Origin of the sequence: Streptomyces sp. ISL-12 (assembly GCF_018614415.1) — a bacterium.
Classification (GTDB): domain Bacteria; phylum Actinomycetota; class Actinomycetes; order Streptomycetales; family Streptomycetaceae; genus Streptomyces.
Genome location: NZ_JAGGOO010000193.1, coordinates 1 through 7768, shown reverse-complemented (window position 1 = coordinate 7768; position 7768 = coordinate 1). Strand labels below are relative to the sequence as shown.

Genomic DNA, 7768 nt, shown 5'->3' with positions numbered 1-7768 from the left:
GATCGGCCGGACAAGTCCTAGGCGTTGACGATCCAGAGCGGCTGTTGGCGAGGACGGCCATCGACAAGCCGGCCACGATGCCGCCCAGAGAGAGTCCAGCCAACGCGGGGCTGATGATGCGCTCAAGCGTCGAGGGCCACGCGTGGCCGGCTTCGTATGCGAGAACGTAGCCGCTTCGGCTCATGGCGTAGAGGACACCCAGTACCGCCCCGGCCGCTGCCACGGCCATTCCGGTGCCAGCCGAGCGGCCCGTTCGACGCATGCCGTACGCGAGCTTCGCGGCGCGCATCGCCACTTCGGCTCCGGCAGCAGCGAAGAAGCACAGGTACGTCAGCAAGTAGGTACGGACCTCGCTGATCCGCGCGTAGGAGGTGGACAGTTCCACCCCGAGCCCGGTGGGGTCGGCCCGACGGAACTGCCAGATCAGCAGGCTGGTCACCATCAACACCAAGGTGACACGGCACGCGATGCTGACGTAGTGCGGCAGCTCTCTGTAGTACTCCCAGTCGATGATGAGGATTTGAAGGCTGGCACAGAAGATCACCGCGGCGATGTCCGAGACGAGGGTCGACAGTTCGGCCGTGGTGGCTCTGTCTGCGATGTCCGCCATGGTCGGGACGGCCAGTAGGGAGCCGACGAAGCTGCTCACCAGCGCCACGAGGTGGGCCGACAGCGCCAAGCGGTACGTCTTGCCGCTGCGTCTCTTCTGCACGAGGCTCCGGCTGATGGCTATTGCGGTACTCAACAGCGTGAGCACCGCGCACAGGCCGAAGATCGGGCCTTCCACGTCAGCGTCCTTCCAAGTAATCCGCTGCCCTCTCAGCGGCTTCATCCAAGCTCCGGCGGCGCGGACGCCCCTCACGGGGCTGGTCGACGCCGGGGGGAGGCGGGGGGATCGCCGGGACGTCCTCGGACAGTCCCTTCAGGCGACGGATCTCCCGGAGCCTTGAGGTGATTTCAAGAATGTCCTGCACCTCAAGACCCTCCATTAAACGCAAGACTTGACGTGCCTCCGGGTGCGACACGTACACCGTGAGCGCGGCCAGGTCGTCCCACTCGGGCCCTGGCAGGAGGAAGGCGGCCGGCGCACCAAGGGCGTGAGCCACCGCGTCGATGGTGGACGTGCGTGGGTTGCCACTCGATCCGTTGAGCAGGCTGGTGACTTGGCCGTGGGAGATCGAGGCGCCTGGACCGCCACGGGTCGCCTCGGAGATGTCGCGTGCACTGGGGGTGAAGCCCTCGGGGTCGCGCCGCAGCCTTAGCAGAGTGAGCAGTTTCACTCGCAGGCTCAGGGGCCGCCCGGTGGCGCGGTTTTCTGCCATGTCCGTCATCTCAGGCTGTGTCGTATGCTCCGGGCGTTGTGACTGACCGGTAATCACCGTGTGAAGCAACACTACATCGCAGGTCGCGGGGGTTATAGGGTTTGTCGCACAGTTTCTCGGCGGAGCGTTGACCGGTGAGGCGGCACCGGCTGCGCTCCCGTGCGCCTGCCTCCGGGCTGGCGCCCCGAGGAGTCGCTTACAGCGGCGGGCGGAGCGGGGCGCACGCCGTGCAACGGGAGGAACCGCATATCCATGTCCGAAGTTGACGAGCGCCGGATCGCTGAGATTGCGAAGGGGGCCCCGCGGGTCCTGCGTGGTGGGGCGAGCCGGTCGGCGGGGGACGATGCGCGCAGGGTTGTCGAGGTGATGGCGCTCATGCGAAGGCGGAAGCCGGGCGGAGGAAGCGGTGGGGGTGAGACCTGACAGCCTGTGAGGGCGACGTCATGCCCTCGAGGACTAAAATAGATGACATTTTTGAAGAGCTGCTGTACATTCTGGAGTGCCGGGCGGGTACAGTAGCCGCAGGAGCCCCGCACGGCAGCGTCGCGTGAGCGGCGTCCTTCCCTACTCCTCGCCGGGCGGCCGACCCCCCCCGCCCCGCCCGGCGAGGAGTCGGCCGTCCGGTGCGGCTGTCGGGGTGCGTGACGGGAGTCAGCCCGCCGTGACCGCTTGGTTGTGGCGGGCTCTCTCATGTCCCCGCCCAGAAACGGGAATCCGCAAAAGCGGCAAATTCTCCTTCTTGAATTCCCTTGAAATAAAAGAGTTCTGAACTTGCTTTGGCGGTATTCGCTATTAAGATATAAGCGTAAGAACAAAGGGAAACACCCCACTGGAGATCACGAAAGGCGCGGGAAAATGGCTGACAACAAGGTCGAGTTCATCAACGTCAAGGTCAGCGAGATCGCCCCCAACCCGGAGCAGCCGAGGAAGTTCTTCTCGGAGGAGGCGCAGGCGGAACTGACCAGCAGCATCAAGGAGAACGGCCTCCTCCAGCCGGTCGTCATCAGGCCGGTCGAGGGCGCCAAGGTCCCCTACATGCTGATCGCGGGCGAGCGGCGCTGGCGGTCCTGCCAGGCGGCCGGCCTGGAGGTCATTCCGGCGAAGGTCGTCGAGGGTGCCACCGAGGAAGAGGCTTACGTCCTCAGCATCGCCGAGAACGTCAACCGGGCGGACATGACGATCATGGAGGAGGCCGGTGCGTACGCCGACCTCAAGGCCGCCGGATGGACTCCGGCGAAGATCGCCAAGCAGTTCGGCAAGACGGAGACCCACATCACCTGGCGGCTGGGCCTGCTCACCCTGCGCCCTGAGGTGGCCGAGATGGTCGACCAGGGGCAGATCAAGAACAACCTCGCCTGGCACATCGCCCAGCTCAACCCGGCGAACCAGATGGTGGCGGCCATGCGGTACGTGCGTGGTGACTTCGACAGCGAGGCCGAGGCGCAGCACTTCGCCAACGGCCTCAAGATGATGGAGCAGCAGACCTCCCTCACTAACGAGAAGGCACCCACGGCCGAGGAGCAGGAGAAGCAGAAGAAGGCCAAGGCCAAGACGAAGGACGGGCTCGGCAAGGCGGAGGAGGTCCTGATCCCGCTGCTGGAGGAGCTGGCGGAGAAGAAGCCGGAGGACCTGGCCGTCATCCTCGGTGACGACCTCACCCGTCACCTGCGGGTCGTCGGCCGCCTGTACGCGAAGGTGCAGATGGTGAAGAACCTGCTGAGCAAGGCGCAGGGCATCCAGCGGGCCATGGTCGAGGAGTTCACCAAGGCGGCCGTCGAGGTCCAGCAGGAGGCGGCTGCGAAGAAGGCCGAGGCGGCGGCCAAGTCCGAGGCGACGACCGAAGAGCCGGAGGCGAAGGCGGCGGACGCGCAGTCCATGGCGAAGAAGGCGGTGGCCAAGCCCGCCCCGAAGGCCGGCGCGAAGCCCGCGGCGCGGACTTCCACGGCGGCCAAGCCCACGGGGCGCCGGGCGCCCGCCAAGAAGGCCGAGGCGGCGGCGAAGTAGAGCGGGGGTGGGGCGCGGCGGTGGCCGCGCCCCACCTCTCACCAGGAGGCGAAGGAGCGGGCGCAGCCGGGACTATCGGCTGCGCCCCGCTTCGATTGGAATTCCCTTCCGAATTCCATGTTCATGGAATTGCAAATGTCATAAGATATAAGTACGAAAAGGGAAATTCCATCCGGGGTTGGAGATGGAGAAATGGGCGAAGGTCAGAAACTGGACTCTGTGGGAATCCACCAGGTCAGGCCGGAGTGCGTGGACTGGGGGCACAAGTCGGCCTCCCCTGTGATCCGTCAGCTTGCGGACCACCTCTCCTTCCTTCTGGCGGAGGCCCGTGAGTATGTACCCGGTCCGGCCTCGGAGGTGATCTCCGAGGTGGAAGAGACCACGGCCTCCGGGTTCGCCAATGAGACCAACAGGGTCCTCCGGCTCACGGTCAACTGCGCAGAGGGACCGGTGGAGTTCGACGTCGTCCTGCAACTGGCAGCCCCGACGTCCTTCGTCTTCTCGGAGGAGTGAGAGATCTGGCTCGGGTCCGCGGGGGGCCTCCTCCCTGCGGACCCGGTGCCGCTCGGTCCCGCTCCAAGAGCGAGTGGGGCCGGCAAGGCCCTGGCCCTCGGCACCACGCCTGCGGCCAGGGTGTTCAGCAGCAAGGAAGGAACAACGTGCTCACCCTGTTCACCAACCGGTTCCAAGTGTTCCAGCCTCCGCAAGGGGTGCCGGTGCGCATCACCCTCGGCGCTCCCCGCTTCAAGCTCCCCTACTCCCTCACCCACTCGGTGCGGGAGCTCGCGCCGCGTCGGGACTACCTCTCGCGGCCCGAGTCCGAGTTCACGGCGGCCTACCGGGCTGACCTCGATCAGCTCGGGCCGGAGCGGATCGCCGCGCGGCTGCGGCAGATCACAGAGAAGGAGGGGGATCACCGACTGGTGCTGCTCTGCTTCGAGGACCTGGCCAAGCCGGGCCTGTGGTGTCATCGCCGCGTGTTCGCCGCCTGGTGGAAGGACGTCACGGGGGACGACGTGCGGGAGCTGTCCCCGATGGATCAGCAGGGCACCTTGATCTGAGCGTCGGAACCGCGCTCACGACATAGGTGACATTATCTCAAGGAGCTGCCTGCTCCTTGTGTAAGGTTCCAGAGCAGCGCCCGGCCCCGGCATGTCACCGAGGCCGGGCGCTGTCGTTCGTAGGGAGGCGAGAGATGTTCCAGGGCACCATCCCGGGCCCCATGCGCTCCATCGTGCGTGAGACCGCCAGCCAGTGGCCGCGCGGCCCGGTGTACGTCCCGTGCTGCGGGAACTTCACCATCGAGCGCAGCGTGGCCGGCATGGGCTTCGCCCTCCACTCCTCCGACGTATCGATCTACACCAGCGCCGTTGGCCGGTGGCTCACCCGCCAGCCGGTCGGCATCCAGCTCCGCGAGGAGAGCCGAGACGAACTCGGCTGGCTCGCTGACTCCTTGGACGATGGTGTCGGCACCGTCGCCACGCTCATGCTCGGCACGCGGTTCCTTGCCAGCGTCGGCCGCGAGGGACTGTGGCACGAGCGGGTCGTCCGCTCCTACCGGGGGCAGTGGAAGGCCAAGCACGCGGAGACCGTCGAGCGGTTGTCCGGCTCCGACGTCGAGCTGGCCTCGTACGAGGTGGAAGACGTCCGGTCCTGGCTCCAGAAGGTCCCCCGCGAAGCTCCGGTGTGCTCATTCCCTCCCTTCTACGGCGGCGGCTACGAGAAGCTGTACGAGTCGCTGGAGGCGCACTTCACCTGGGACGCGCCCGAGTACGAGCCGCTGTCCGACGACGACGTGGTCAGCGTGCTCGGCGGGATCACGGACCGGCCGTACTGGCTGACCGCCTCCAACCACGACGTTCCAGACCTGTACCCGTACCTGCGCGGCGTGATCAAGGCCACGCCGCGCGCCGCTCCCTTCTACGTGTACGCCAGCGAGGCCCCGACGAGGATCGTCGCCCCGCGCCAGCCGATCGAGCCGGTGAAGATCCCCCGGCTGCGGGAAGGCGACGAACTGGCCGGCCCCCTGCGCCTGTCGCTGCTGAAGCCGGGCCAGTTCAACGCGCTGCGCTCCCGGTACCTGAACCCGCGCATCGCTCCGGGCGCGGCGAACCTGGCCGTCGCGGTGAAGGACGGCCGCGGGCGGCTGCTCGGCGTTTTCGCGATGGCTCCGAGCACGTTCACGCCGGACGAGGCGTACGTGCTCTCGGACTTTGCCGTCGCGCCGACCGACTACCCGCGCTTGTCGAAGCTGATCGTGCTCGCAGCCATGTCCAGCGAGGCGCAGTTGCTGTGCCAGCGGTCGTTCTCGCGGCGCATCCGGAGAGTGGCGACGACGGCGTTCAGCAACAACCCAGTGTCGATGAAGTACCGCGGGCTGCTGCGGCTGCACAAGCGCAGCCCATCGAACGAGGACGGCTGGAAGTTTCAGCTCCAGTACCAGGGGGCGATGGGCCAGCACACGTTGGCCGACGCCCTCCCGATGTGGGCGAAGCGGTGGGGCGCCCCGACGACGAAGACGGGAGTCTGATCATGGAGGAGACTACTCGGCTCGCCCCGCCGCAGATGGTGCAGGGCGACCCGCGCACGCTAACGCTGCTCGACGTCAACGCGCGGTTCCTGCCGCACGAGCAGTTCCGGCAGCTCGTGGCGAACATCGAGCGTGACGGCTGCCTGACATCGACGCCGCTGGTGTGGAACGACCGCGACACGGGGCGGCTGGTCGTCCTGTCAGGCAACCACCGCACCCTGGCCGCGATCGAGGCCGGCCTGTCGCAGATCTGGTGGATGCAGATAGACGAGCCGTTGCCCCGCCAGCGGCAGATCGCGCTTCAGCTCTCGCACAACGCCATCGCAGGTCAGGACGATCCGGCGATCCTCAAGGAGCTGTACGACGAACTGGAGTCGGTGGAATGGCGGCAGTACACGGGCCTGGACGACAAGGCCCTTGACCTGCTGGAGAAGGTGGACGTCGCTTCCCTGGGCGAGGCGAACCTCGACTTCGCCAGCGTGCAGTTCATGTTCCTGCCCGCCGAGCTGGAGCGAGCAGAGGCCGCGTTCGACGCGGCCCGCTCCACGGCGACGGCGGACCAGCGGTGGATCGCCGGACTGGAGCAGTACGAGCCGGTGCTCGATGCGCTGGAGACCTCCCGGGCCGCGTACAAGATCGGCAACAGCGCGACCGCGCTCGGCGTGATCCTCGCCGTGTTCGAGCGACACCTTGGGGAGCTGGCCGAGGGCTGGTTCGACTCGGCCATCGGGGAGGCGACCCGGGCGGGGACGGCGCCGCTGGAGACGGTGTTCGGTGTGCGCGACCTCCCAGTGGAGACGGCGGCCGTGGTGCGGGCGGCCATCGACCAGATGGTTCAGGAGGGCACTGTGCCGGCCGACGAACCGTGGCGGGCGCTGGAAGTCCTGGCCGCACAGCACAACTAGGACTTGTCCGGCCGATCATGTGACTACTCCGTTGCCGTGTCGTTGATGTGTGCATGAGGCGGGGTGATCTGACGGATGCCGAGTGGGAACGGCTGCGGCCGTTCCTGCCGGTCAGTAACAGGCGTTGTGGCAGGTGGCGGGATCACCGGCAGGTGATCGACGGGATTTTGCACCGCGTGCGGACCGGCGTGCAGTGGCGTGACCTGCCCGAACGGTTCGGCCCGTGGAAGACGGTCTATGAACGCCACCGCCTGTGGTCGGCCGACGGAACCTGGGAACGACTGCTCCAGCAGGTCCAGGCCGCAGCCGACGCGGCAGGTGAGATCGACTGGGACGTCTCGGTCGACTCCACCATCGTGCGGGCCCATCAGCACGCGGCCGGCGCCCGCACCGAACCGCCGCCGGCGCCCGCCTCAAAGGGGGACGCAGCGGCAGAACACCAGGACGAGACGCCGTGGCAGAGCCTCGTCGCCCGCCTGGTGGAGGTGGTGCAGGAGGTGAGGGCCTGGGCCGCTCGCGCGGCGGGTTCACCACCAAGCTCCACCTGAGCGCGGACGGCCGCTGCCGCCCGCTGTCCCTGATCGTCACCCCCGGACAGCGGGCGGACTGCACCCAGTTCAAGCCCGTCTTGGAGAAGATCCGCGTCCCGCGGACCGGGCCGGGCAGGCCGCGCAAGAAGCCTGACAGCCTCGCGGCCGACAAGGCTTACAGCAACGGCCCCTGCCGCGACTACCTGCGACGACAACGCGGCATCCGGCACACCATCCCCGAGAAGACTGACAGTCAGGCCGCCCGCCTACGCAAAGGCTCACGCGGCGGACGGCCACCGGGCTTCGACGAAGAGCGGTACAAGAAACGCAACACCGTCGAACGGGCCATCAACAGGCTCAAGCACGCCAGAGCAGTGGCCACCCGCTATGACAAGCGCGGCTACGTCTTCCTCGGCACCGCGACCGCCGCAGCCCTCGTCATCTGGCTCCGCGCATGATCGGCCGGACAAGTCCTAG

The 7768-nt window shown here is 67.3% G+C and carries 8 protein-coding genes; 6 read left to right on the top strand and 2 right to left on the bottom strand.

The features are described from left to right. Nucleotides 1-787, bottom strand: a 787-nt coding sequence (locus J7I94_RS37105; protein WP_215174660.1) for a hypothetical protein, incomplete at its 3' end; no start/stop codon positions are given. 1 nt (nucleotide 788) lies between these two features. Then, the gene (locus J7I94_RS37100) at nucleotides 789-1331 is read right to left on the bottom strand and encodes a hypothetical protein (RefSeq protein WP_215174658.1); all 543 of its coding nucleotides are present in this window, start codon (nucleotides 1329-1331) and stop codon (nucleotides 789-791) included. Between the two features lie 846 nt (nucleotides 1332-2177). Here J7I94_RS37100 and J7I94_RS39160 point away from each other — a divergent pair. The 6 genes from J7I94_RS39160 to J7I94_RS37070 all read left to right on the top strand — a co-directional run bounded on the left by J7I94_RS39160 (nucleotide 2178) and on the right by J7I94_RS37070 (nucleotide 7749). Next, on the top strand, nucleotides 2178-3326 hold the full coding sequence (locus tag J7I94_RS39160; RefSeq protein WP_215174656.1) for a ParB/RepB/Spo0J family partition protein: 1149 nt from the start codon (nucleotides 2178-2180) through the stop codon (nucleotides 3324-3326). A 192-nt stretch (nucleotides 3327-3518) separates the two neighbouring features. Next, nucleotides 3519-3839, top strand: a complete 321-nt coding sequence (locus tag J7I94_RS37090) for a hypothetical protein (protein WP_215174654.1) — start codon at nucleotides 3519-3521, stop codon at nucleotides 3837-3839. A 146-nt stretch (nucleotides 3840-3985) separates the two neighbouring features. Then, nucleotides 3986-4387, top strand: coding sequence for a DUF488 family protein (locus J7I94_RS37085; protein WP_215174652.1), 402 nt, complete (start codon nucleotides 3986-3988; stop codon nucleotides 4385-4387). 134 nt (nucleotides 4388-4521) lie between these two features. Beyond that, nucleotides 4522-5856 carry a hypothetical protein gene (locus tag J7I94_RS37080; protein ID WP_215174650.1) on the top strand — a complete coding sequence of 445 codons (1335 nt, stop codon included), beginning with the start codon at nucleotides 4522-4524 and terminating at the stop codon, nucleotides 5854-5856. Between the two features lie 2 nt (nucleotides 5857-5858). Further along, nucleotides 5859-6761, top strand: coding sequence for a ParB N-terminal domain-containing protein (locus J7I94_RS37075; RefSeq protein WP_215174648.1), 903 nt, complete (start codon nucleotides 5859-5861; stop codon nucleotides 6759-6761). Between the two features lie 53 nt (nucleotides 6762-6814). Beyond that, nucleotides 6815-7749, top strand: a protein-coding gene (locus J7I94_RS37070) for an IS5 family transposase (RefSeq protein WP_374198495.1) whose coding sequence is annotated in 2 segments (ribosomal slippage) — nucleotides 6815-7159 and nucleotides 7162-7749 — 933 coding nt in all. Because the reading frame shifts where the segments join, the coding sequence is not laid out codon by codon here. Nucleotides 7750-7768: the final 19 nt, after the last annotated feature.

Excerpts from the sequence above, each read along its gene's own strand:
- J7I94_RS37075 (WP_215174648.1), top strand. The coding sequence starts at position 5,859 with ATGGAGGAGACTACTCGGCTCGCCCCGCCGCAGATGGTGCAGGGCGAC.
- J7I94_RS37100 (WP_215174658.1), bottom strand. The coding sequence starts at position 1,331 with ATGACGGACATGGCAGAAAACCGCGCCACCGGGCGGCCCCTGAGCCTG.
- J7I94_RS37080 (WP_215174650.1), top strand. The coding sequence starts at position 4,522 with ATGTTCCAGGGCACCATCCCGGGCCCCATGCGCTCCATCGTGCGTGAG.
- J7I94_RS39160 (WP_215174656.1), top strand. The coding sequence starts at position 2,178 with ATGGCTGACAACAAGGTCGAGTTCATCAACGTCAAGGTCAGCGAGATC.
- J7I94_RS37090 (WP_215174654.1), top strand. The coding sequence starts at position 3,519 with ATGGGCGAAGGTCAGAAACTGGACTCTGTGGGAATCCACCAGGTCAGG.